Annotated in this window: 13 protein-coding genes; 7 read left to right on the plus strand and 6 right to left on the minus strand. The window is 63.1% G+C overall.

Features of this window, described 5'->3' with window-relative positions; genetic code table 11:
- Positions 1 to 111: 111 nt before the first annotated feature.
- Positions 112 to 2,829, plus strand: coding sequence for an alpha-1,6-glucosidase domain-containing protein (locus F2P46_RS21160; RefSeq protein WP_166893832.1), 2,718 nt, complete (start codon positions 112 to 114; stop codon positions 2,827 to 2,829).
- A 166-nt stretch (positions 2,830 to 2,995) separates the two neighbouring features.
- Here the strand turns inward: F2P46_RS21160 and F2P46_RS21165 are convergent, their stop codons facing one another.
- The 4 genes from F2P46_RS21165 to F2P46_RS21180 form a co-directional block, all read right to left on the minus strand.
- Positions 2,996 to 4,849, minus strand: a complete 1,854-nt coding sequence (locus tag F2P46_RS21165) for a glucokinase (RefSeq protein WP_166893834.1) — start codon at positions 4,847 to 4,849, stop codon at positions 2,996 to 2,998.
- A gap of 102 nt (positions 4,850 to 4,951) precedes the next feature.
- Complete coding sequence (locus F2P46_RS21170; RefSeq protein WP_166893836.1) at positions 4,952 to 6,604, minus strand: alpha-amylase family glycosyl hydrolase; 1,653 nt, start codon at positions 6,602 to 6,604, stop codon at positions 4,952 to 4,954.
- Between the two features lie 24 nt (positions 6,605 to 6,628).
- Positions 6,629 to 8,260, minus strand: a complete 1,632-nt coding sequence (locus F2P46_RS21175; protein WP_166893838.1) for an alpha-D-glucose phosphate-specific phosphoglucomutase — start codon at positions 8,258 to 8,260, stop codon at positions 6,629 to 6,631.
- A gap of 57 nt (positions 8,261 to 8,317) precedes the next feature.
- A complete protein-coding gene (locus tag F2P46_RS21180) occupies positions 8,318 to 9,649 on the minus strand; it encodes an MFS transporter (protein ID WP_208296716.1) in 1,332 nt (443 codons plus the stop codon).
- 166 nt (positions 9,650 to 9,815) lie between these two features.
- Between F2P46_RS21180 and F2P46_RS21185 the strand changes: the two genes are divergently transcribed.
- From F2P46_RS21185 to F2P46_RS21195, 3 genes are all read left to right on the plus strand, one after another.
- A complete protein-coding gene (locus F2P46_RS21185) occupies positions 9,816 to 11,093 on the plus strand; it encodes an MFS transporter (RefSeq protein WP_229509380.1) in 1,278 nt (425 codons plus the stop codon).
- A gap of 54 nt (positions 11,094 to 11,147) precedes the next feature.
- On the plus strand, positions 11,148 to 11,696 hold the full coding sequence (locus F2P46_RS21190) for a hypothetical protein (RefSeq protein ID WP_166893840.1): 549 nt from the start codon (positions 11,148 to 11,150) through the stop codon (positions 11,694 to 11,696).
- A gap of 88 nt (positions 11,697 to 11,784) precedes the next feature.
- A complete protein-coding gene (locus F2P46_RS21195) occupies positions 11,785 to 12,294 on the plus strand; it encodes a hypothetical protein (RefSeq protein ID WP_166893842.1) in 510 nt (169 codons plus the stop codon).
- A gap of 136 nt (positions 12,295 to 12,430) precedes the next feature.
- Here F2P46_RS21195 and F2P46_RS21200 read toward each other — a convergent pair whose 3' ends face one another.
- Both F2P46_RS21200 and F2P46_RS21205 read right to left on the minus strand, forming a co-directional pair.
- A complete protein-coding gene (locus F2P46_RS21200) occupies positions 12,431 to 14,296 on the minus strand; it encodes a DEAD/DEAH box helicase (protein WP_166893844.1) in 1,866 nt (621 codons plus the stop codon).
- Positions 14,297 to 14,535: 239 nt separating this feature from the next.
- Positions 14,536 to 17,271, minus strand: coding sequence for a TonB-dependent receptor (locus F2P46_RS21205; RefSeq protein ID WP_166893846.1), 2,736 nt, complete (start codon positions 17,269 to 17,271; stop codon positions 14,536 to 14,538).
- Between the two features lie 616 nt (positions 17,272 to 17,887).
- Between F2P46_RS21205 and F2P46_RS21210 the strand changes: the two genes are divergently transcribed.
- Genes F2P46_RS21210 through F2P46_RS21220 form a run of 3 tightly spaced genes read left to right on the plus strand, consistent with a single transcriptional unit; the run spans position 17,888 to position 24,917 of the window.
- Complete coding sequence (locus F2P46_RS21210) at positions 17,888 to 19,768, plus strand: glycoside hydrolase family 13 protein (RefSeq protein ID WP_166893848.1); 1,881 nt, start codon at positions 17,888 to 17,890, stop codon at positions 19,766 to 19,768.
- Positions 19,765 to 22,071, plus strand: coding sequence for an amylo-alpha-1,6-glucosidase (locus F2P46_RS21215; RefSeq protein WP_166893850.1), 2,307 nt, complete (start codon positions 19,765 to 19,767; stop codon positions 22,069 to 22,071). Before F2P46_RS21210 ends, F2P46_RS21215 begins: the two co-directional genes overlap by 4 nt.
- Entirely contained in the window at positions 22,071 to 24,917 is a 2,847-nt protein-coding gene (locus F2P46_RS21220; RefSeq protein WP_166893852.1) for an esterase, read from the plus strand. Before F2P46_RS21215 ends, F2P46_RS21220 begins: the two co-directional genes overlap by 1 nt.
- The last annotated feature ends 5 nt before the right edge of the window (positions 24,918 to 24,922 follow it).

The following is a 24,922-nucleotide window of genomic DNA, read 5'->3' on the forward strand; positions in this document are numbered from 1 at the left end:
TTCACTACAAAGTCGTCGATAATATGCAAAAATCGGGGCTTGGGCGAAATCGAGGTGTAGCAAAGATACTCGCTGTCCCGGCGCTTCTATAACGACGATACCGGACGCCAGATGACCTTTTCACTTTTGAGTGCCGCAGTTTTCGCCAGCGCGAGCGCATCGGCATCGGCCGCGCAGACGACAGCGGTCTGCGACAGCGATCATTTTCAAACGATCGTGCGGCCGGCGCGCGGCGGCATCGAGGCGCGCGCCGTCTGGCTGGACCGACGACTTGCCCAGTGGCCGGGAGTGGAGAACACGGGGCGATTCAGGCTGTATCACTCGCCCGACGGAAGCATCGTCGCGCCGACCGGCGGCATCGTCAGCGGCGCTGCCGGCGCACTCTCCCTCGCCGCTTTCAGCGGCGCGCCAACGCCGGACTTGGCGCAGCGTTTCAAGTACCTCGGCAAAGGTGTGGTGCTCGCCGTGGCGGCGTCCGACCTTGTGCGCCTGCCCGACCTGCACCGCCAGCAGATGGTGCTGGTGCAGGAAGACGCCAACGGAAAAGTACGCGCGGCGACCAGGCTGCAGGCGGCCGGCGCGCTCGACGATCTGTATGCGGCTGCGGAATCGGCGGACGATCTCGGCGCCACGCCATCGCGCCGCAGCACCTCCTTCAAGTTGTGGGCGCCGACCGCGCAACGCGTATCCGTCTGTACCTACGACAGCGGGGGCGGGCGCGCAAAGGCGCTTGATACGATGCGATTCGACCGCGCCACCGGCATCTGGAGCGCCACGCGAAAAGGCGACATGTCCGGGAAATACTATACCTATGCCGTCGACGTGGTGGCCGATGGCGCGGGCCTGGTACGCAACATGGTGACCGACCCGTACTCGGTCAGCCTGACAACCGATTCGAAACGCAGCTATATCGCCAACCTTGCGTCGGCGCGACTCAAGCCGGCCGGCTGGGACAAGTCGACGCCGCCCGCGACGGTGAAGGCGCAGACCGACATGGTGGTCTACGAGTTGCACGTGCGCGATTTTTCGATCAACGACGCTACCGTGCCGGCGGCCAGTCGCGGCAAGTACACCGCCTTTTCCCAAGCCGGTTCGAACGGCATGAAGCACCTTGCCGCCCTGGCCCGCGCCGGCATGACCGACATCCACCTGCTGCCGGTGTACGACATCGCCAGCATTCCGGAGCGCGGCTGCGCGCAGCCTGCTCCCACAGGCGCGGCCGATGGCGAAACGCAGCAGGCGCTGGTCAGGCGGACGGCGGCGACCGACTGCTTCAACTGGGGCTACGATCCGTATCATTACAACGCGCCGGAGGGCAGCTACGCGAGCAATGCAGCTGACGGCGCGCGCCGCATCATCGAGCTGCGCCAGATGGTGATGAACCTGCACCGGGCCGGCCTGCGGGTCGGCATGGATGTGGTCTACAACCACACCTTCGCCTCCGGCCAGAAGGAAAAATCGGTCCTCGACCGCATCGTGCCCGGCTACTATCACCGCTTGAATGCGGCCGGCGGCGTCGAGCAATCGACCTGCTGCGACAACACCGCCACCGAAAACCGCATGATGGGCAAACTGATGATCGACTCGGCCGCCTTGTGGGCGCGCGAGTACAAGATCGATTCGTTCCGCTTCGACCTGATGGGCCACCAGCCGCGCGCGGTGATGGAGCAGTTGCAGGCGCGCGTGAACGGCGACGCCGGACGTCACGTTCAGTTGATCGGCGAAGGCTGGAACTTCGGCGAAGTGGCCGACGGCGCGCGCTTCGTGCAGGCGTCGCAACTGTCGCTGAACGGCAGCGGCATCGGCACCTTCAGCGACCGCGCACGCGACCATGTGCGCGGAGGCTCGGCGGCCGATACGGGAGAAGACATGATCCGGCGCCAGGGCTACATCAACGGACTTGCGTACGACCCGAATGCGGTCGCTGGCGAGCGAGCGCCGGCGGACCTGATGCAGGCGGCCGACATGGTGCGCGTGGGGCTGGCCGGTTCGGTGCGCAGCTACGTCATGCAGACCTGGAAGGACAGCACGCTGCAACTGGCCGCCATCGACTACAACGGCCAGCCGGCGGGGTACGCCAGCGAACCGGGCGAGGCGGTCAACTACGTCGAGAACCACGACAACCAGACCCTGTACGACATGAACGTGTTCAAGCTCCCGCTGGCAACCACCGGCACCGAACGCGCGCGGGTGCAGGTGCTGGGGGCGGCGATCAACGCGTTCAGCCAGGGGGTAGCCTACTTCCACGCGGGGATCGACACCTTGCGTTCGAAGTCGCTGGACCGCAACAGCTTCAATTCCGGTGACTGGTTCAACCGCATCGACTGGACCTACCAGGATAACTACTTCGGCGCCGGCGCGCCGCCAGCCGACGACAACGGCAAAGACTATGCGCTGATCAAACCCTTGCTGGCGAACGCCGCACTCAAGCCCGCGCCGGCCGATATCGCTTTCACGCGCGATGCCTTTCGGGACCTGTTGTCAATCCGCGCCAGTTCCACGCTGTTCCGCATGCGCAGCGCGCAGGACGTCGGGCAGCGCCTGCGTTTTTACAATACCGGATCGATGCAGGTGCCCACCGTGATCGCGGCCTATATCGACGGCAAGGGTTACGCCGGCGCCGGTTTCGCCGGCGTGGCGTACTTCATCAATGTGGACAAGGTGGCGAACACCCTGGATGTGGCGGAACTACGCGGCAAGCGCCTGCGCCTGCATCCGGTGCATGCGGCGCCCACAGCGGCAGACCAACGCGCCGCGACCAGCACCTACGACAGCGCGACGGGACGTTTTACCATCCCCGCCCGCACCGCCGTGGTGTTCGTGGAGTAGGCCTGGCAGCCTGTCGGACTTGGGATCGTCGGCTGCAAAAATACCTGGGACGGTCCATATTTCGCCGCTTTCTCGGCCAATAGCTCGCTATTGGCACTGCGAAATCGTCAAAATCTGGCCTCGCCCAGCTATTTTTTCGCTTCGACTCCCCAAGTCCGACAGGCTGCTAGATATCCAGGTGCGAGATCAGCGAGCGTTTTTTATCGTGATCGGCCGAGTCAATTCCCTGCGCGCCAAGCGAAATCCCGACCGAAAGAATATCGATCAGCAGCAGCTGGAGCACGCGCGAGATCATGGACAGGAAGCTGGTGCTGTCTTCGCTGTGATCGACCGCCAGGCAAATAGTCGCCCGCTTCGCCAGCGCCGATTTACTGCTGGTGATCGCAATGACATCGGCGCCGGTGGCGCGCGCCGCATCCACGGCGGCCAGCAATTCCGGCAGCTGGCCCGAGGTGGAAATGGCGATCACCACGTCGCCCGGCTTGAGCAGTTCGGCGGCCAGGGTGAACAGGTGCGAGTCGCCATACGACGAGGTGGGAATGCGGAAGCGGAAGAACTTGTGCTGGCCATCGAGCGCCACCACGCGCGAGTTACCCATGGCGTAGAACTCGACCCGATTGGCCTTGCGCAGCAGCGCAATGGCGCGGTCGATCGAGACCACATCGAGCTGGTCGCGGAATTTCAGGATCGCCGAAACGGTATTGTCGATCACCTTGGCCGACAGGTCGTGCGTGCTGTCGGACACGCGCACCTGGCTGTGGCGCACGGGGATGGTGCCGGTCAGGCTGCTCGCGAACTTGAGCTTGAAGTCGGCCAGGCCCAAAAATCCCAGCGAGCGGCAGAAGCGGATCACGGTCGGCTGGCTGACGTCGGCCAGGCGCGCGATTTCCGCGATCGGCTCGCCCAGCACCTTGCGCGGGTGTTCCAGCACCAGCGTGGCCACGCGCTGTTCGGCGGGCGACAGTTCATGCTGAAGATGCTGCACGCGCTCCATCAGCGTATTTGCGCCGCTGCGACCGCGCAGATGTTCCGACAAGATCGTCGCCACGCCGATGAAGGCCGGGTTGGGAATCATGATCACGTAGGTCGGGATCTGGCCCAGGTAGGACGAAAAGCGGCCTTTGGCTTCGAAGCGTGCGCGGAACGGCGATGTGAGGAACCACTCGCCCATGCGCGGCACGATGCCGCCGCCGATGAAGATACCGCCAAAAGCACCAAGCGTGACCGCCAGGTTGGCGGCGGCGCCACCGAGCATGCCGCAAAAGCACTCGAGCACCTCGAGGCAGAGCGCGTCGTTCTCGTCCAGCGCGCCGGTGATGATCTCGGGCGAGGTGCGTGACGCGGCCTGCACGTTGTTGCGCTGGGCCAGCGCGCGGTAGATCAGTTCCATGCCGGGGCCGGAGATCAGGCGCTCGTTCGACACGTGCGTCCATTCCTTCCATGCGTATTGGAGGATCGCGAATTCGCGTTCATCGGCCGGGGCGAAATTGACGTGTCCCCCTTCGCTGCCGAGGGTGACGAAACCGTCGACGGTCGGGATCATGCCGGACACGCCAAGGCCGGTGCCCGGTCCCACCACGCCGATGACGGCGTTGGCCGCCGGCGTGCCGCCGCCAACCTGCATCAAGTCGGCGCCGGACAGGCCGGGCAGCGACATCGCCAGGGCGGTGAAGTCGTTCACGATCAGCAGGGTGTTCAGGCCCAGTTCGCGGCGCACTTCATCGGTGGAGAATTGCCAGTCGCGGTTAGTCATGCGGATCATGTCGCCGCTGATCGGATTGGCCAGGGCGAAGGCGGCGTGATTGATGCGGATGCCGGCGTGGTCGGCCAGGTAGGTATGCAGCAGCGAGACGATGCCGGGGAAGTCGTCGCACTTGAGCACACGCACCGAGCGCAGGACGCCGGGCGCGGTTTCGAGGGCAAAGCGCGCATGGGTCGCGCCAATGTCGGCCAGCAGCCGGGGGCCGTCGGCATAGGCGGTACGGCTGTACTTTTGTTCTGAATCGTTTTCTTTGGTCATCGCGGTCACTTCGGACAGTTCGGGAAGTCGCGCGTAGCATACCCTATTGCATGAATAGTATGAAATGTATGAAATGCCCCTGCCCAGGCAGGGGCACGCGCATCAGTTCGCGATCAGCACAATGCCGTTCCTGGTGTGGAAATCAACCTTCCCACCCGCCACCACGGCCTTCTTGCCCGAGTAGTAATCGGTTACCGACTCGCCATCCCGAAAAATCGGCGCCACCACAATCGGCGTCGACTTGTCGGTCGACAGATCGAGCCCCACCACGACCCGATCCTTCTCGTAGGTGCGCGCAAACACATACGGCGTCGCCTGCAGCTTGCGGTGCTCGCCCGCGCCCACCGCCGGATGCATCTGGCGGAAGCGGCCGATGATCCCCCAATGCTTGCGCACCTCCGCGATACGATACCCGTCGCGTTGCGCGTTGCTGGCCAGTTCATCCCAGTTCATGAATGAGCGCAGCACCGCATCGCCCTTCGCACCCGGGTAGGTGAGCAGGCGCGCGGTCTCGTCGCCGTAATAGATCTGCGCCGCGCCCGGCGAGAGCAGCAGCTTGACCGCCGAGTCGTAAGGACGCGTGCGCGCCGGATCGAACGGCGCCGCGTCATCGTGCGAGCTCAGATAATTCATCACCGAATAACCCCGCAGCGGCCCGGCCAGCAGCGCCGCATAGCGGCCGAACATGGCGTCGTAGCCGCCCCTGGCGTCCGACGTCATGCTGAAATTGATCACGCTGTCGAAGCCGTTGTCGTAGAAGTCGACAAAGGTTTCGCCGCCCATGTCGAACTGGTGCGCATGGCGCAGCGAGTAGTTATAGACTTCGGCTGTCATGTAGAACTTGCCGTCGCCGAGGCGCTTGGACGGGTTGTCCCGCTTCCAGTCATCAAAGGCCTTGCTGGCGACCTTTTTCAGCTCCTTCCACGCGCGCGGTTCGACGTGCTTGGCCGTGTCGGCGCGGAAGCCGTCGAAGCCGTACTTGCGCACCCAGTCCGCGTGCCATTTCATCAGGTAGTAGCGCGGCGCGCGCGGGTAGCCGGTCTCCTTGAAGAAGGCATCCAGGCTCGACACTTCGCGCTCGTAGCGCCCTTCGTCCTTCCACTTGGCCACCAGCGCCGGCGGCAGTGCGACCGGGCGGTCGGCGTCGGTGCGAAAATCCGGCAGGTTCTTCACCAAGGTGCAGTCGATGGTGGTGCGCGCATCCTTGAAGGCGCACACCGGTGCGGTGCGCACCCAGTCCTTCGGCCATACCGGGTCCGATGCCGTGACCGGCCCGGTATGGTTCATCACCACATCGAGCAGCACGCGGATGCCGTTGGCGTGCGCGGTGTCGACCAGTTCCTGCAGGTCCGCTTCGGTGCCGAGGTTGGCGTCGATGCTGGTGAAGTCGCGCGCCCAGTAGCCGTGAAAGCCGTAGGATTTACCAGTGCCTTCATCGGTGCCGGCATGAATCTGCTCGACCGGCGGCGTGATCCAGATCGCATCGACGCCCAACTCCTTGAAATAGCCTTCCTTGATCTTGGCGGTCACGCCAGCAAGGTCGCCGCCCATGTAGCCGCGCAGCGGTGCGGCGTCGGCCTTGCGGCCGTAGGCCAGGTCGTTGGCCTTGTTGCCGTTGTTGAAGCGGTCCGTCAACAGGAAATACACAGTCGCGTTTTCCCACACAAACGGGGTGCGCGCCACCGGCGGAGCGGCGCTGACGTGGGCAGCGCCGAAAGTGAGCGCCAGTGAGACTGCAAGTGCGGAAAATTTCATGTATTCCCTGTTGGTTGTGGTGAATCAGGTGGTGACCGTCGGCCGGTCGCGCCCCGTACGCTGATGCAGGCCGGCCAGCCGGTCGGCGATCGCCGCCAAACCGGCCAGCGCTTCCTGCGCCGGCATGTCGTGCATGGCCACGTTGCCCTCGTAGCGTTCGAGGTAAAGACGAATGGTGGCGCCTTCGGTCCCTGTGCCGGACAGGCGGAACACGATGCGCGAGCCATCGGTCATCACGATGCGCACGCCCTGCTTGCTGGCGATGCTGCCGTCGACCGGGTCCTTGTAAACAAAATCGTCGGCAAGATCGATAGTGTAGCCGTCGATGACCTGGCCGGCCAGTGTGGGCAACTGCTCGCGCAGGTGCGTCATCAGTTCTTCAGCCGCCCCGGACTCGACCGCCTCGTAGTCGTGGCGCGAGTAGTAATTACGGCCGAAGCGCGCCCAGTGCTCGCGCACCAGCGTCGCCACAGGCTTGCCGCTCGCGGCCAGCAGGTTAAGCCAGAACAGCACCGCCCACAAGCCATCCTTTTCGCGGATATGGCTTGAACCCGTGCCGTAGCTCTCTTCGCCGCACAGGGTCACCATGCCGGCGTCCATCAGGTTGCCGAAGTACTTCCAGCCGGTCGGCGTTTCGTAGCACGGCACCTTGAGCGCTTGCGCCACCCGGTCAGGCGCGGTGGAGGTGGGCATGGAGCGGGCGATGCCCTTGATGCCGCCGCGGTAGCCGGGTGCGGCGCCTGCATTGGCGGCGATGATGGCCAGGCTGTCGGAGGGCGTGACGGCGATGCCGCGCCCGACGATCATGTTGCGGTCGGCGTCGCCGTCCGACGCCGCCCCGAAGTCCGGCGCGTCTTGCGCCGACATCAGCGCCACCAGTTCGGCCGCATTGACGGGATTGGGGTCGGGATGGTGGCCGCCGAAGTCTTCCAGGGGCGTGCCGTTGATGACGGTGCCGGTGGGTGCGTCGAGCAAGCCTTCGAGAATCGCGTGCGCATACGGACCGGAGACGGCGTGCATGCCGTCGAAGCGCATCGTGAAGCCGCCCGCGAAGAGGGCCTTGATGGCCGCAAAATCGAACAGCTCGCCCATCAGGGCTGCGTAGTCGGCAACCGGGTCGATCACTTCGACGTCCATCTGTTCGATGCGCGCGCCGCCGATGACATCGAGATCGAGCTCGCCGGCGTCGCTGGTGCGGTATTCGGTGATCACCCTGGTCTGCTCGTAAATGGCGTCGGTGATTTTTTCGGGTGCGGGGCCGCCGTTGGCGATGTTGTACTTGATGCCGAAGTCGCCATCGGGTCCGCCGGGATTGTGGCTGGCCGAGAGCACAATGCCGCCGGACGCGCCGCGCTTGCGCACGACGCAGCTCAGGGCCGGCGTCGACAGAATGCCGCCCTGCCCCACCAGTACTTTGGCAAAGCGATGTGCCGCCGCCATGCGCAGGATGACCTGGATCGCGTGGCGGTTGAAATAGCGCCCGTCGCCGCCGACAACCAGCGTCTGGCCGGCGCAGTCGCCAAGCGTGTTGAAGATCGACTGCACGAAGTTTTCAAGGTAAGCGGGTTGCTGGAACTCGCTGACCTTCTTGCGCAAGCCGGACGTACCGGGGCGTTGTCCGGCAAACGCTGTGGTGTTTACTGTATGGATGGTCATTTTTACTCCTGTCTGTTAACAATACGATACGACAGGTAAGAAAATTTCGACGCCACCTTAGGTTTTCTGCTCGCCTTTATCGGTCACGAACACGGTCAGCAAGCCGCCGATGGCCATGCACGCCCCGGCCAGCAGCAAGGTCGCCACCGGACGCCCGCCCAGCAAGGCCTTGCTGATCGGCCCAAGAATCACCCCGCCGATAATCTGCGGGATCACGACGAAGAAATTGAAGACGCCCATGTAAAAGCCCATGCGCTGCGCCGGCAACGCGCCGGCCAGGATTGCATACGGCACGGTGAGAATGCTGGCCCACGCGATGCCGACGCCGACCATCGGAATGAGCAGCATCTCTTTTTGCGTGATGAAGAAAATGCTGGCCAGGCTGATGCCGCCGATGACCAGGCAGGCCAGGTGCGTCATCTTGCGGTTGGTGCGGCGCGCGATCACCGGCAGGATAAAGGCGGCAATGGCCGACACGCCGTTATACACCGCGAACATCACGCCGACCCAGTTGCCGGCGCTCTGGAAGGCGGCCGACTGCGCGTCGACCGTGCCGAAGACGTTTTCGGCCACGGCCGGGGTGGTGTTGACCCACATCGTAAACAGCGCCAGCCACGAAAAGAAGCTCACGCTCGCCAGTTGCACCATCGTGCGCGGCATGGTGGTGAAGCCGCCAAGGATCTCGCGCAGCGCGGTCAAGGTGCCCTTGCGCTTTTCGACCTCGGCGCGGAACGCCTGCATGTCTTCCGGCGGCGCCTCGCGGGTGGTGATGACGGTCCACGACACCGCACCGATAAAGGCCAGGCCGCCGGCATAGAACGAGTAGCGCACCGTGTCCGGGATGCCGCCAGCGACCGGGATATTACTGACGTTGAACCACTCGGTGAAGATGGTCGGCAGCAGCGAGGCGATCACCGAGCCGCAGCCGATGAAGAAGGTTTGCATCGCAAAGCCCGAGGTCTGCTGGACCGGGTGCAGCTTATCGCCCACAAAGGCGCGGAACGGCTCCATCGACACATTGATCGAAGCGTCCATCATCCACAGCACGAACACCGCCATCCACAGCGACGAGGAATTAGGCATCAGGAACATGGCGACGGTGGCGAGGAAGGCGCCGAGGAAGAAGAAGGGACGGCGCCGGCCCCAGAACGGGTGCCAGGTATTGTCGCTCAGGTAGCCGATCACCGGTTGCACCAGCAGCCCGGTGACCGGCGCGGCGAGCCAGAACAGCGGCAGGTCGTCGGCGTTCGCGCCCAGGGTCGAAAAAATGCGGCTGGTGTTGGCGTTTTGCAGGGCAAACCCGAACTGGATGCCAAAGAAGCCGAAGCTCATGTTCCACAACTGCCAGAAGCTCAGGCGCGGTTTGATCGGCGGGAATTGCATCTGCATCGGGAGTCTCCAGGCGTTTGGCTACGCATTATATTTGTAGGAAAATAACATGGCGATTTCTAAGTGTCAATCTAAACAGTTCCATAGTAGAATCGCCGCAGGAAGCCGGGTAAATCACACAACAAATTCACGGTTTTGTAGTCAAATAACAGAACAAGATGGGGACATGATGCTGGACATGCAGAAGCGCCTGAATAACCTTTTTTATGCGACCCTGAGCCTGCCGTCGACGGCCATGGGATTCGCGCTCTGCATCCAGATTTCGGCCCTGAGCTGGATTTTGAGCACGCGCTTCAACCTCCAGATCCATGAAATCGGCATTGTCTGGGCGGCGGGACCAATGGCCGGGATTTTCGGCCAGGTGATCATCGGCTTGATCAGCGACGATGCCTGGTTCTGGGGCGGACGGCGCCGGCCCTTCATCCTGATCGGCGGCACCCTGGCCGCACTGATGGTGTTCCTGCTGCCGCGCATCGACGTGGTTGGCGACTTCTTGGGCATCAAGAATATTCTCATCGTGGCGGTGATCGTCGCGCTGACGCTGGACCTGTCGATCAATATCAGCTTCAACCCGACCCGCTCGATCATCGCCGACCTGACGCCGGAAGGCGAAGCGCGCACGCTCGGCTACACCTGGATGCAAACCATCTCGGGCTTCTTTGGCGTGATGGCCTACCTGATCGGCGCGACCGTGGGCAACGACATGCTCATTTCGGTCGGCGCGGGCATCGTGTTCGTGTTCTCGGTGGTGCCGATGTTCTTCATCAAGGAAGAACGCGAGATGGTCAAGAAGACCGAGACCGCAGCCGCCACCAAGGCCGACTGGGGCCAGCTGTGGCGCATCTATATTGCGCATGGCTTCGCGTGGCTTGGCGTGCAGTCGATGTTCGTCTACACCTATGGCTTCATTGAGCAGCATCTGGTGCCGGCGGGCCTGGCAACCAAGGCGGCCAACGACATGAGCGGGCAGATTATCGGCTTTGCCTTCGCGATCATGAATACGGTCGGCTTCCTGCTGCCGGCGCTGGTGCTCGCGCCCCTGGCGCGCAAGATCGGGCGCGTGCACACGCAGGCCGGCTGCGTCGCCATCATGGCGGTCGGGTACTTCTTGATTGCGGCCACGGCGCGCACGCCGATGATGCTGTACGCGCTGATGGCGGTGGTCGGCATCGGCTGGAGCGCCATTGTCAGCCTGCCGTTTGCGATCATGAGCGACAAGGTGGACAAGAGCCGCATGGGCTTTTTCATGGGCGTGTTCAACCTGTCGGTGGTGCTGCCGCAGTTGATGTCGACCGGCGTCGGCTTCGTTCTGAAACGGGTGCCGGACCAGAGCACCTTGTACATCATTTGCGGCGCCTCGCTGGCGATGTCGGCGGCCTTGTGGTGCCTGGTGAAGGACGAGGCGCCAGCCACCCAGGCCGCGATGCCCGTTTCCGCGCACTGACCTCAGCCCACCGCTTGCCGGCAAGGTAGTTGCAAGAATTAATGCGAAGAAACCATGACGATATCGTTTTTAGAAGAACACGATGTATCCTTGTTTACCAGATCCCTTCTGGTAGGGGCTGATCGCCCTGTGGCTGCGATCGCCACGAGCGTTGCCGTGGACTGGGATTGCGGCGCTCGCCTGCGAATCGATGTGGCTTCGGCTGTCGAATGCATCTGCTTCCAGGCAGTCCGGATGGACGGTACCAAAGCGTATATCGGCTACGGAGGGCGCATCTTCATTGTCGATTGCGTGACAGAAGACGTGGTGATACACCAGATGGACGGGTATTTTTGCGACTTCTACGATGCTGCGCAATTGCAAACGTCCGGCGAGGATTTCCGCATCTTGGCAAGCTCCGCGTCCGAGCTGTTCGCCTTCGGGCCGGACGGCGCGCTACGATGGAAAAACGACAATCTCGGCATTGATGGCGTGCTGGTGCACGGCGCCACCCCGACGTATATCGAAGGCAGCGGGGAGTGGGATCCGCCAGGCGGATGGAAGCCGTTTATCCTTGCAACGCGCACTGGTGAACGGATCGGCGGTGGCTCCGCTTCGCAGTGACAGAGCGGGCGACCACCTATTGAATCCACAACCAGCAGCGGCGATTCGGCAAATTGCCGGCAGCGCACCATCATGGAAGAAACCAGTCATGAATTCAGCCTCAAGGAATTTGAAAGCCTGTGCGGTCTTTATCACGATCACCCTCGCTTGCGTCTCCGGAGCGCATGCGACGGACAGGGTGGAGATGGGTAGCTTTTCAATAGCGCCACTGCCTGGGTGGCATAACGAGTCGGATAAAGAACGGCGCCTCTTTTCAATGAAGACAAAGCTGGCGCAGCTCCCGATGCTGATCCTTGAGACATGCAAAGTGGGAAGTGGAGATTCCTGCCCATCGGCGTGCGACTTTGCAGAGATCAAACGGTCGGGAATCCTGTCCGATCTGGAGCTCGCGTTAACACCGGTCGAGCGCCCGGGTCCTTACCTCGAGTATGAGGCATCGGACGAGATGACCTCATCTGATGGAACAGTTTACGCATCCATTCGCCTGCTATGCGGGCCTGCCGCGTTCATCTATGCGGCGCAACTGGACACGGGTTCCGCGCAACAGGCACGCCGGGATCTGGAAGCAGTCATCAGCACAATCACATGGCGCAAATAGGAGCCCCATTCGATGGCGGATGCCCAGCAAGCCGTCGCTGACAGTGCGCTTGCGCGCCAGTCACCCGGACCGCTGCGCAGTGACACCCAAGCAAAATGGGCAGCCGAAGCTGCCCATTTTTTACCCGCCTGCCGCTTTACTCCGGCTTGGCCAGCTTGCGTGCTTCTTTCTTGGCCTTGGTGGCCGCGTCGTACGGCTTTTTAGGTCCGAGCTTTTTCTCTTCAAAACGACGGTCGCCCGCTTTTTTCGGAGCAGCCGCCTTCTTGACCGCCGGCGCTTCGCCATCACGCGTGATGTTCAACTGCTGGCCAGCGACCCATACACCCTTGAGGTGATCGATCAGGTCGGCCGGCATGTCGACCGGCAGGTCGAGCGTGCTGTAGTCGTCGTAGATCTCGATGCGGCCGATGAACTTGGACTCGATGTTCGCTTCGTTGGCAATCGCGCCGACGATGTTGCCCGGCTTGACGCCGTGCGCATGACCGACTTCGATACGGAACGTGCCCATGCCCTCTTCCGACGGACGCGAGACGCGTTCGCGCTTGAAGGCCGGAGCGTCACCACGATCGCCACGGTCGCCGCGATCGCCGCGATCGCTGCGCATTGGCGCGTCCGAACGCGGTGCGCGTGCGGCAGGCGAATTCTCTTGCCACGATGGCGCGCTCTTGGCGTCGCGGTTCGGTTTTTCCAGCAGCAGCGGAATGTCGCCGCGCGCCAGCTTGGCCAGCGCCGCTGCGATTTCGACGGCGGGCACGTTCTGCTCGCGCTCATACTCTTCGATCAGCGAACGGAATACATCGAGTCCGCCGGCGGCCAGCACTTCGGTGATCTGGTCCTTGAATTTGGCGATCCGCACGTCGTTGACGGCTTTCACGGTCGGCAAGGTCAATGGCGCCACCGGCTGGCGCGTGGCGCGTTCGATCGCTTTGAGCAAACCCTGCTCGCGCGGGGTGATGAACAGAATCGCTTCGCCGCTGCGGCCCGCGCGGCCGGTACGGCCGATGCGGTGGGTGTAGCTTTCCGGGTCCGACGGCACGTCGTAGTTGATCACGTGGCTGATGCGTTCCACGTCCAGGCCGCGCGCGGCCACGTCGGTGGCAACCAGGATGTCGATCTTGCCGTTCTTGAGTTGTTCGATGGTGCGCTCGCGCTGCGTTTGCTGCATGTCGCCGTTGATCGCGGTGGCCGCGAAGCCGCGCGCCAGCAATTTGGTCGCCAGTTCTTCGGTACCGAGCTTGGTGCGGGCAAAAATGATCATGCCGTCGAACGGTTCGGCTTCGAGGATGCGGGTCAGCGCTTCGAGCTTTTGCATGCCGCTCACCATCCAGTAACGCTGGCGGATATTGTCGGCGGTGCCGGTTTTGGCGGCGACCGTCACTTCAGCCGGATCGCGCAGGTAGGTCTTGGCGATGCGTTTGATTGCGGACGGCATGGTGGCCGAGAACAGCGCGGTCTGGCGCGATTCAGGGGTTTTTTGCAGGATCTGTTCGACGTCGTCGATAAAGCCCATGCGCAGCATCTCGTCGGCTTCGTCGAGCACCAGCGTCTTGAGCTTGGACAGGTCGAGCGAGCCTTTTTCGAGGTGGTCGATGACGCGGCCCGGAGTGCCGACGATCACGTGCACGCCGCGGCGCAAGGCCTGCAGCTGCGGACCGTAGCTCTGGCCGCCGTAGATCGGCAGGACGTGGAAATCTTTAATGTGCGTTGCATACTTCTGGAACGCTTCGGCGACCTGGATCGCCAGTTCGCGGGTAGGAGCGAGCACCAGCGCCTGCGGCGTCTGCTGCTTGATGTCGATGCGCGACAAAATCGGCAGCGCGAAGGCCGCGGTCTTGCCGGTTCCGGTCTGGGCCTGCCCCAGCACGTCGCGATTGGCCAGGAGCAGCGGGATGGTGGCAGCCTGGATCGGCGACGGCGTTTCGTAACCGACCTCTTTCATGACCTTCAGCACTTGGGCGCTCAGGTTGAGTTCGGAAAACAGTAGTACAGGGGTTTCAGACATAGGACACTCACAATTTGACTAGCTAGCCCGACGGGAAAGCATCCTGCAGTTTACTCTTTTGTAGTCAAGAATGCGATTTTTTGTAACGGAGTTGCGTGCAAGTGGGGTGTAATTGAGGCTATTCGGGCAATCTGATTGTCGTTAACGCACACTCGCCATTACGAAAATGAAACAACCCCGCCACACTTGCATGCGCCGGGGTTGTGCTCAGTGCCGGAATCACCCCGGCGGCGAACGCCTTAAAACTTGTAGTTGGCGCCCATCAGGAAAGTGCGGCCATACTTCTGGTATTCCAGCGGCTTGTTGCGGTCGCCGCCGTAGGTTTCGTACGCAGTGTCGCCAACGTTATTAACCTGCAACACCACTCCCAAGCCTTTCAAGCTGCCTTCGGTAAAGTTGTAACCGATCTGGAAGTCGACCACGTCTTCGCCCACCACGTAGCGCAAGGTGCGATCATTGGCAAAGTTGCCGATTTCACCAACGAAATCCGAACGCTTGCGCTGGCTGACGCGCGTCTCGAAACCATTCTTTTCATAGTACAAAGTCAGGTTGGTCACGCGCTTCGACAAGCCCGGCAGCGGAATATTCTTGCCGATGCTGCTATCCGGATCTTCGATCGCGATCGAGCTCTTGCTGTGCGTGGCGCTGGCCGACACGCCAAAACCATCGAGCACCGGCGTGATCAGGGACAGCGGCAGCGATGCCGACAGTTCCAGGCCCTTCAGCTTGCCGCCATTGCCGTTGTACGGCGCTTTGTAGTTACCGATCGCGGTAATCGCGTTGGTGCCTGGAATGTACTTCGAGAAATCGTAGTCCAGGGTTTGCGTAAAGATATAGGTATCGAGCTTCTTGTGGAAAGCTGCGACCGCAAAATACGCCTTGTTGCCGAAATATTTCTCGTAGGACAAGTCGAGTGCCTTGGCGCGCCATGGATCGAGGCGCGCGTTGCCGCCGTTGGCGCTTGGCTTGAAGTCGGTGGTGCCGACGTTGAAGTCGAGCGCCGAGCGCAGCTGGTCGATACGCGGACGGGCCAGTTGCTTGGCGGCCGCAAAACGGACGGTCTGCTGATTGCTCAGGCCAAACGAGAGATTCAGGCTCGGCAGGTAATCGGTATACGTCATGCCATCATGGACCGGCTTGACCTGGCTGCCGACCGGCGCGGTGCCGTCAAAATAGTTCGCTCGCGACGACTGCTCGGTGCGCTGCACCTGCACGCCCACATTGCCCTTGACCGTGACCGAACCGATGTCGCTGTCGATATTGGCCTTGATGAAGCTGGTCGTGATCTTCTCGTTCACTTCCCAGGCCTTTGAAATCAGGAACGACTCGGTCGAGCTCGGCTTGAAGTTCATGTGCTGGCTCACCACCCCTGGCACATTCCACGAAGGAATCATGCCGGTGCCGGCAAAGCCGAGATCGACCTGGCCATACAAAAACTCGTTCGGAACCGGACCCGGCGCGCCGCGCAGGGTAATCGCGCCTTCCGGCTGCACCTTGTTCTTGCTGCGGTCGGCGTAATTCACACCCACGTCCACGCCCGAGAAATAGCTTTCCAGCACGGTCGGGATCGGCATCGAGACGACCAGCTTGAAACCCTTGAGTTCGTCTTCGATTTGCGGCGTCTTGCCATAGCCCGAACCGTAAATCGTGTTGCGCAGATACAAATTCTTCGCGTCGGTGTAGTTCAGGCGGCCGGCGATGTGCGAAAAGGTGCCGGTAGCGAACTTCAGGTCGACGGTGTCGAGGAAAGGATCGGCGGCGGCATTACTCAGTTGCAGGTTGTTTTCCAGGCTGACTTCATCGCGCGTCGCCTTCGAGAAACTGGCATCGGCAAACACCGACCAGCCGCCATCGAAGCGCAGGGTATTGCTCCAGCCAATCGCCTTGATCTCATCCTTGCGGTCGTTGTACATGCCGCGCACCAGTGGATACACGCCGCTGGCCGAGCCACCGGTCAGCACGCCATTGGCCGTGGTCGCCGGCGAATACAGCAAGCCCGGCTTGTAGCCGCCGTTGTAATCGTTCAGGGCCACTTCGAACTGGTTGGCGGTTTCTTCACGCTTGAACTTCGAAGCGTACACATCGATCATGCTGGTCCAGCTCTTGTTGGGTCGATATTGCAGCACGCCCATGACGCCGTCGCGCTTGTTGGTGCCGCTGCGCGCCACCGATTTCAAGCCATCCATCAAATAGGTGCCGCCCGGCACGCCAGGACGCGCATCGGTTTTCCACGGCTCGTACAGGCCGGTCTCGTTCGACAACACCGGCGAGGCCAAATGGGCGTAGCCGATGGCGATACCGATCGTGCGGTCGGCGAACTGGTCGATGTAGCTGACGCTGAAGCGCTTGCCCGTGTCTTTCGCATTGGCGATGCCGCCGAGCGAGTTTTTCTCGCCGCGTACGTTCATGGCGATCGTGCGCTTGCCGAACGACAGCGGACGCACGGTCTGCATGTCGATCGTGCCGGACAAGCCCTGCCCGACCAGGCCGGCGTCCGGGGTCTTGTAAATGGTAACGCCGCTGAGCAGCTCGGACGGATACTGGTCGAATTCGACGCTGCGGTTGTCGCCCGTGCTGACCTGTTCGCGGCCGTTGAGCAAGGTGGTGGAGAAGTCCGGCGACAGGCCGCGCACGCTGATGACCTGGGCACGGCCGCCGACGCGCTGCGCCGCCAGGCCGGGAAGGCGGGCGATCGATTCCGCGATACTAACGTCCGGCAACTTGCCGATATCTTCCGCGGAGATGGCCTCGACGATGGAAGACGAATCCTTTTTCACCGAAATCGCGTCCTCGATACCGCGCCGAATGCCCGACACCTTGACCGTGGTAATCGCTTGCTCGCTCGCTTGCGGGGCGGCGCTTGCTTGCGCATACACATTGCCCGACATGGCGGAAACGAACAAGGCGCAACCGGCGGCGACCGGGCTCAGTGGAAATGCGGCACTCCTGGTACGGGTATTGGCGAAAAATTTCATTCTGTCCCCTCATCTCATCATTACTACACAATTCCCGTATGTTCAGTATGGCGGCGACTGCACGGGTTCCAAAGGCAACGTTCTAAGGACGTCTGAGCCCGATTCTGTACTAAAACTAGATGCACTGTCAACGGGAGTTGCGTATGACTACGGAAAAGTGCGTTTTTTACATTCAGCACCCAGAGTGAGAGCTTGGCTCGTTGTATTTCGGCTACAGAACATCGCATGAGTAACTGTAGTACGACTACAAAAACAGGGAATTTCACTCTCCAGCACAAGTTTCGCACCAAACCGGCACGAATTTACTTTTCAGAAATTTATCCTTACTACATTTTTGTAGGAATATCGTAGTAAAACCAACAGACGTGAACAACCCCGCCATTACCTGGCGCGGAAACAACCGGCACATGCGAAGCCACAGCGACTGCAACGCGGCCGATAAAGCGCGTATTGACGAGGCATGTAGCAAAACTAGCGGTCATAACACAAACGCGAGAGTGGATTCGCGACCTGTTTGATCGCCATCCCCATCTGTAGTATCCTTTATCGACAACAAGACCATGTAGCTATACTACGAGACTGCGCACCCGCAGCCGTCCTTTACATCGGAGACCGCATGACCCCAGCAGGCCGCCGCACGCCCGTGTTCAGACCGATCGCCGTCCTTGCCCTGGGAAGTGCCGCCGCGCTTGCCGGCGCCGCGCCGGGCCGCATCACGCATCTGGAACCGCCCTCATGGTGGGTGGGCATGCGCCACGACACACTCCAGCTGATGGTCCACGGCGAGCGCATCGCCGACAGCACGCCCGCCATCGACCATGCCGGCGTGCGCATCGCGTCGGTCACCCATGTCCCGAACCGCAACTACCTTTTCATCGACCTGCTGATCGCGCCCGACGCCAAAGCGGGCAAATTCGACATCGTCTTCAACCAAGGCGCACGCACGATCCGGCACGCCTACGAACTGAAGGCACGCGAGGCCGGATCGGCGCAGCGCCCGGGCTTCGCCAGCGACGACGCGATCTACCAGATCATGCCCGACCGCTTCGCCAACGGCGACCCGGCCAATGACAACATCGCCGGCATGGCCGACAAGGCCGAGCGCGCCGACGGCAATGGGCGCCACGGCGGCGACCTGCGCGGCGTGGCCGACCACCTCGATTACATCGCCGCCATGGGTTTTACCCAGATCTGGCCCACGCCGCTGGTCGAAAACGACATGCCGGCCTATTCGTACCACGGCTACGCGGCCACCGACCATTACCGCATCGACCGGCGCTACGGCAGCAACGAGGAATACCGCGCCTTGTCGGCACAGGCACGCGCCAAAGGCATCGGCATCATCCAGGACGTGGTGCTCTCGCATATCGGCAGCCATCACTGGTGGATGAAGGACTTGCCCGGCTCCGACTGGACCACCAACGGCGGCGCATTCACGCCCACGCGGCACCACCGCGTGTCGGTGCAGGACCCGTACGGATCGCAGCAGGACCGCATCAACTTCACCAAAGGCTGGTTCGCCAGCAGCATGCCGGACCTGAACCAGGCCAACCCTCTGGTTGCCAACTACCTCATTCAAAACAATATCTGGTGGATCGAGTACGCCGGCTTGTCGGGACTGCGCATCGACACTTACGGCTACTCCGACAGCGCCTTCCTTACCGAGTACACGCGGCGCCTGATGGCGGAATACCCGAAACTCAATCTGGTGGGCGAGGAGTGGCACAAGTCGCCCGCGGTGGTCTCGCACTGGCAGCGCGGTAAAGTCAACTTCGATGGGTACGTCAGCCACCTTCCCAGCCTGATGGACTTTCCAATGTCCGAGACGATTCGCTCCACGCTTGCCGCGACCGACGCCAAGGAAGGCGCATCCGGCTTCACCGACGTCTACGAAATGCTCTCGCAGGATTATTTGTATCCGGATGCCGGCAACCTGGTGCTGTTCGAAGGGAACCACGACATCGCGCGCACCTTCAGCGTGGTCGGTGAAGACATCAATCTTTACAAGATCAGCCTCGCCATGCTCTTCACACTGCCGCGCATACCGCAGTTCTACTACGGCACCGAGGTGCTCATGACCAGCGCAACCAAGACGCGCGACGACGCCAGCTACCGGCGCGACTTTCCCGGCGGCTGGCGCGGCGATGCGGCCAGCGCCTTTACCGGCCAGGGTTTGACAACCCAGCAACGCGAGGCCCAGGCCTATGTCAAAAAGCTGGTCAACTGGCGCAAGTCGCACAGCGTCATCCACCACGGGAAGACCATGCACTACGGCGCCGAAAACGACGCCTATGTCTACTTCCGCTATGACGGCAAGCACAAGGTCATGGTGGCGCTGAACAAGGGCCACAACGACGCCGTACTGCCTCTCGATCGCTTTCACGAAATGCTCAAGGGCGCCAAAAGCGGCGTGGACGCTCTCAGCGGCGCCACGCATGCACTCGCAACGACACTGACTTTGCCGGCCCGTTCGGCACTGATCCTGGAGATTGAATGAAGTACCTGATTACCCTGGCGGCGGCCATGACAATGCCGCTCGCCGCCATGGCCGGCAAACCTGGCGTGGACGCCTTTTTCGACGCGATGGCGATCAGCGTGCCGCCTGGCCAGCAATCGCAGTTCGTCGTCGGCGACAACCTGGCCGGCTACTTCGAGGGCTACACGCAGAGCCATGACAGGGGCGCCGGCTACACCGTCAAAAACGCTTCGGTGTACGAAGGCTACGCCACGTTCGTGGATGGCGCGGCCAACGAACGCACGCGCTCGAACGAACAGGTCCTGCCCTACGGCCACCGGGTGCGCCACGCCGGCGGCGCCCTTGAAGAAATGGCGCTGCTGTCGAAAAAGCACGCGCTCGCGATCCGCGTGACCAATCCGTCCGACGCCATATTGGCTGTACAAACCCTGTTCAAGGACCCGGGCGCCGTGCGCCGCGACGGCGACGTGGTGCTGATCGCGCCAGCCGGCGGCGCCAAGCTGTTTACCGCCATCGCCGCCGACCAGCCCTTCGTGCTGGGCGACGCGCTCACGCTGCGCAGCGCGCACGCCGTGCGCAGCATGACCGTGGTGGCCGCCTTTGGCGACAGCGCCGCCCAGGCCAGCGCGCGCGCGCAGGCGCTGGCCAAGGCGGACTCCATCGGCGCCGAACGCAAGGCGCTGTACGATGCGCTGACCAAAAGCTATCTCGCCACCAGCGACCTTGAGTACAACAAGGCGCTGAACTGGGCCAAGGCCGCCAGCCGCATGTTCGTGGTGGAGGAATTCGGCGCCGGCATCTGGGCCGGCCTGCCCTGGTTCCGCGACAACTGGGGCCGCGACACTTTCATCGCCCTGCCCGGCACCCTGCTGGTATCGGGCCAGTTCGACGACGCCAAAGCCGTGCTGTCGAATTTTGCGCGCTACCAGAACCTGCGCGAACCGCGCGACAAGGAATACGGCCGCATTCCCAACCGCGTGTCGGCCAGCGACAAGACCATTTACAACACCGTCGACGGCACGCCGTGGATGCTGCGCGAAGCCTTCGAATATATCCAGTACACCGGCGACAAAGCCTTTGCGCGCCAGATGTACCAGCTGGCCCTGCCCTACTTCGACGGCGCCATCGCCAACTACGCCGACCAGGATGGCCTGCTGGCGCACGATTCGGCCGACACCTGGATGGACGCGCGTATCGACAACCAGGACCCATGGTCCGCCCGTGGCCCGCGCGCCGTCGAAATCCAGGCCCTGTGGCACACGGCGCTTAAAACCGGCGCTTACCTCGCAAGCCAGGCCGGCGACGCCGCCCGGGCGCGCCAGTGGAACGCGCTGGCCGACAAGGCGCGGCGCAGTTTTCTCGCGCTGTACTGGGACGGCAGCGTCATGGCCGACCGCTTGCGCGACGACGCCAGCCGCGACACCAAGGTCCGCCCCAACCAACTGATGCTGGTGTCGATTCCGTTCGACGACTTCATTGCGCCCAAGGTGCAGGCGCGCGTGACGCGCAATGCGGTGTCCGAACTGCTCTACCCCTACGGCATCGCCTCGCTGAGCCAGAACGATCCTTACTTCCATCCGCGCCACCAAAACCCCGACTTCCACCACAAGGACGCCGCTTACCACCAGGGCACCATCTGGGGCTGGAACGCCGGCTTCACCGTCACGGCCCTGAACAAGTTCGGCTACCAAGACCTGGCATGGACGTTGAGCCAGAACCTGGGCCGGCAAATCCTCGGCCTGGGAACGCTGGGAAACATGAGCGAACTGCTCGACGCCCTGCCCGGCGACGACGGCAAACTCACCCCATCGGGCACCTACGCGCAGTCGTGGAGCGTGGCCGAATACGCGCGCAACGGCTACCAGGACTACGTGGGCTTCCGGCCACGCCTGCTCGACAACACGCTGGCCTTCACGCCCGCCATTCCCGCCGCATGGAGCGCGTTTTACGCGGTCCTGCCGTTCGGCGCGGGCGAGAGCATCGAGGTCGATTTCCGCCGCGCGGGCAAACAGCAGCAGTGGCAGCTGCGCCTGGCCGGCGCCACCAGGCGCAAGGTCGTCTTCAGCATGCTAAGCGCCGACAAGAGCCGTTCGCAGCTTGCGTTCGAACTCGCTCCCGGCAAACCCGCAACGCTGGTAACGGGCGGCGGCAAGGCCAGCATCCATGGCAAGCCGCTTGCGCTGCGTGCGCACCAGGCCAGCTACGCCGGCGACATCGGCGAACTGGTTTTCCAGACGCCCAGGCAGTACCGCGCCGGAGACTTCCCCATGCTCCAATCGAAGGACGCCTTGAAAGGCATCGTCGAACGCAAGGAGTACCGCTAATGTTCGCCGCCTCCCACCTGCTGGCCGCAGCCGCCCTGTTCCCGGCCGGCGCCGCCGGCATCGCCGACAGCGGCCCGCTGGCCGCGCCGATGTACCTGCGCGGCGGCTTCAATGGCTGGGGCATCGACCACCCGCTGGCCTACAAGGGCAAAGGCGTGTACGAAGCCGACATCCTGGTCAGCCCCGGCTACCACGGCTTCAAAGTCGGCAGCCGCGACTGGTCGGCCGAATGGGTAATCGACCCGGCCGCCAGCGTCACCGTGACCGCCGGCGCCAGCTACCGGATGCGGCCCCGTTCCGGCCCCGAAGACTACCTGTTCGTCAAACAGACCTCCACCTGGCGCTTTTCTGTCGACGCCTCCGACCCCGCGGCGCCGTTGCTGCGGGTGGCGCAAACGAGCATCCCGTCCGCCAGCAGGCAAGACCCGCACCAGGGCCACGCGGTCAGCGTCAGCCGGGAGTACGGCAGCCACAGGGTGCGCTGGTCGACGCCTGATGCCGGGGCAAAGCTGCGCAGCTACACCCAATCGAGCACGATGCCGCTGCGCGATCCCGGCCCGCAATCGACAACGTACCAGGAAGCCGCTGGCACGCCGACGGTGCGCAGCGGCAGCCTGGCGTTCGACGCGCTGTTTGCGCTGGCGGCGGGCGAAATGAAACAGAACGCCGTAGCGCAGATCAAGGACGGCAACTACAACGGCGCGGCCGCCATCGACTGCGACTGTTTCGAAACCGGCGAGAAGTGGCATTACGTCTGGACGCGCGACCTGTCGTACGCCGCCGACCTGGCGCTGGCGATGCTCGACCCGGAGCGGGTGCGCAATTCGCTCGACTTCAAATTGTCCGGCTACCGCGCCGGCATCGAGCGCGCCCCGCAGGTAGCGGGCAGCGCCGACGGCCTGCAGATCATCCAGGATACCGGCAGCGGCGGCAGCTGGCCGGTCAGCACCGACCGCGTGGCCTGGGTGCTGGGCGCGCAAGCGGCCCTGAACAACCTGGCGCCGGCCGAGCGCGCGCCGTTCGCCGCACGCGCCTTGCGGGCGCTGGTCAACACGCTCGAAAACGACCGGCTGGCCGCCTTCGATGCCGCTTCCGGCCTGTATATGGGCGAGCAATCCTTTCTCGACTGGCGCGACCAGAGCTACGCCGCCTGGATCGTGGGCGACCTGGCATCGCTGGCCAGTTCCAAGGCACTGTCCACCAACGTCCTGCACTACAAGGCCTTGAACCTGGCCGCGTCGCTCGCGCATGACAGCGGCGACGCCATGCGCGCGGCCAGGTACGCCGGCTGGGCCGCCGCCCTCAAACGCAGCATCAACCAGCGTTTCTGGCTGGAAGACGCGGGCATGTACAGCAGCTTGACCGCGCCCCACTTCGACGGGGCGCCGCTGCATAAATTCGACTGGCTGGGGCAAGCGCTGGCGATAGTCGCCGGCGTGGCCGACGGCGAACGCGCGCGCCGCATCCTGGCCAGCTATCCGCACGGCCCGATGGGCGCGCCGGCCATCTACCCGCAGCAGCAGGGCATGCCGGTGTATCACAACCGCGCGATCTGGCCCTTCGTGACCGCGTACGGCCTCAGGGCGGCCGCCATGCACGCCAACGTCAGCGTGGCCGACGCCGCGTACGACACCTTGATGCGCGGCGCCGCGCTGAACCTGTCGAACATGGAGAACCTGGAATGGATTACCGGCCTGCCGCTCCTGCTCGACGAACAACAGCCGGCCCTGATCGGCCCCGTCATCAACTCCAGGCGCCAGCTATGGTCCGTCGGCGGCTACCTCGGCATGGTGATCGGGAACGTGTTCGGCATCGAGGTGACAGACAGCGGCATCGACGTGCGTCCGTTCATCACCAGCAAACTGCGGCGCGAGGTGTTCGGCGCGGCCAGGACCATCACCCTCGACAACCTGGCTGTGCGCGGAAAGCGCATCAACGTGCGCATCGCGCTGCCCGATGCGACCAACGACAGCGGCTGGTTCCCGGTCGAATCGATCGCCGTCAGCGGCCAGCACATGGCGCAGTCGATCGCCTGGCGCCAGTTGCCGGACAACGCAAGCATCGATATCACGCTCGGCGCACTGCAAAAAGGCGAGCAGCAAATCCGCCGCGTCGATGCCGCCCAATATGCCGAGGGGCCGGACGTATTCGGTCCGCGTGAACCGTCCATTGCCGGCATCACGAAACCGGCGACGCTGCGGATCGACGCCGGGGGCAATGGCGCCGGCGTCGTGTACCACGTCTACCGCGATGGCAAGCTGATTGCCGCCAGGGTCGCAGCCGGCGCCTGGACCGACCGCGCCGCGCCCACGGCCGCGTGCTACGCCATCGAAGCGCAGTTTTCCGCATCGGGCAACCGCAGCCACCACAGCGTGCCGCGCTGCACCGGCACGGCGATCGACATCGCGCCGACGCTCGACGGCGTGGCGCAGCCGCACATCAAGGACTGGGGCAAACCGGGCGAGCGCCTGCGCTTCGGCGCCGTGAACGTTGTGCAGGGCGGCGAGTACGGCGTGCAGGTGCGCTACCATAACCGCGCCAACCAGATTAACCTCGGTATCAGCGGCGGCGTAAAATGGCTGGCCCTGAAAGACGCATCCGGCCGCATCGCGGCGCAAGGCGTGGTGCAGCTGCCGCACGCGCGCATCGACCAGGCCGGCGCGCCGCTGGTGATGTCGACGCCGTTGATCGCCCGCCTCAAGCCCGGCCGTTACGCGCTGGAGATGAGCGACTTCTATAATATGAGCTACCTGCAAAGTAACAGCACCTTCAGCGCGGCCGGCGGCGCCGAAGGTCCGTCCAACAAGTTCGATGTGCATGGCGCGCGCCTGCTGCGCCTGAAGTAAAAGGG

Source organism: Massilia sp. CCM 8734 (assembly GCF_011682155.1).
In the GTDB taxonomy this organism is placed as follows: Bacteria; Pseudomonadota; Gammaproteobacteria; order Burkholderiales; family Burkholderiaceae_D; genus Telluria_A; species Telluria_A rubra.

Bases quoted from the DNA above. Each gene is read 5' to 3' on its own strand.
- F2P46_RS21165 (WP_166893834.1), bottom strand. From the start codon at position 4,849: ATGACCAAAGAAAACGATTCAGAACAAAAGTACAGCCGTACCGCCTAT.
- F2P46_RS21180 (WP_208296716.1), bottom strand. From the start codon at position 9,649: ATGCAGATGCAATTCCCGCCGATCAAACCGCGCCTGAGCTTCTGGCAG.
- F2P46_RS21205 (WP_166893846.1), bottom strand. From the start codon at position 17,271: ATGAAATTTTTCGCCAATACCCGTACCAGGAGTGCCGCATTTCCACTG.
- F2P46_RS21210 (WP_166893848.1), top strand. From the start codon at position 17,888: ATGACCCCAGCAGGCCGCCGCACGCCCGTGTTCAGACCGATCGCCGTC.
- F2P46_RS21185 (WP_229509380.1), top strand. From the start codon at position 9,816: ATGATGCTGGACATGCAGAAGCGCCTGAATAACCTTTTTTATGCGACC.
- F2P46_RS21175 (WP_166893838.1), bottom strand. From the start codon at position 8,260: ATGACCATCCATACAGTAAACACCACAGCGTTTGCCGGACAACGCCCC.
- F2P46_RS21195 (WP_166893842.1), top strand. From the start codon at position 11,785: ATGAATTCAGCCTCAAGGAATTTGAAAGCCTGTGCGGTCTTTATCACG.
- F2P46_RS21160 (WP_166893832.1), top strand. From the start codon at position 112: ATGACCTTTTCACTTTTGAGTGCCGCAGTTTTCGCCAGCGCGAGCGCA.
- F2P46_RS21215 (WP_166893850.1), top strand. From the start codon at position 19,765: ATGAAGTACCTGATTACCCTGGCGGCGGCCATGACAATGCCGCTCGCC.
- F2P46_RS21170 (WP_166893836.1), bottom strand. From the start codon at position 6,604: ATGAAATTTTCCGCACTTGCAGTCTCACTGGCGCTCACTTTCGGCGCT.
- F2P46_RS21190 (WP_166893840.1), top strand. From the start codon at position 11,148: ATGACGATATCGTTTTTAGAAGAACACGATGTATCCTTGTTTACCAGA.
- F2P46_RS21220 (WP_166893852.1), top strand. From the start codon at position 22,071: ATGTTCGCCGCCTCCCACCTGCTGGCCGCAGCCGCCCTGTTCCCGGCC.
- F2P46_RS21200 (WP_166893844.1), bottom strand. From the start codon at position 14,296: ATGTCTGAAACCCCTGTACTACTGTTTTCCGAACTCAACCTGAGCGCC.